The sequence below is a fragment of the Micromonospora sp. NPDC047527 genome (assembly GCF_040643015.1).
GTDB lineage: Bacteria > Actinomycetota > Actinomycetes > Mycobacteriales > Micromonosporaceae > Micromonospora.
Genome location: NZ_JBEYTK010000015.1, coordinates 61758 through 62134 on the forward strand (window position 1 = coordinate 61758; position 377 = coordinate 62134).

1 pseudogene is annotated in these 377 nt (G+C 71.1%); it reads right to left on the reverse strand.

The features are described from left to right. Nucleotides 1-285: 285 nt before the first annotated feature. Nucleotides 286-377 (reverse strand): annotated as a pseudogene (locus ABZ808_RS30745) (phytochelatin synthase); the annotation flags it as partial.

The window sequence follows — 377 nt, forward strand, 5'->3', positions numbered from 1 at the left end:
CCTGGCTCGCGTGCGATCCCGATCCTCTCGGCTCATGCGAGTCGGACTCACCCAGCGCGAGGCGTTGAATCGTTTACGGCATCAGCTCCAAAGGGCCCGCGGACCGTGTGGTCCCGGCCCGTGCTCGCGGCCGGCTGGCGTGTATGCCGGTGAAGGGCCGGGCCCCGGTTGGGTCCGGCCCTACGGTCGGTAGGCCCCCGGCTCGTCCTGGCCGCTGGCTAATCCCACGACGAAGGGCCGGGCCCTTGGTGGGGTCCGGCCCTTCGGTGGTGCGTGGTGGGTGGGTCAGCTGGTGGCGTAGCCGCGGGTGGCGATCCAGTCGGCGAGGTGGTCGATGGTGACGTCGTAGGAGGCGGTGTTGGGGTTGGCGGAGTCGG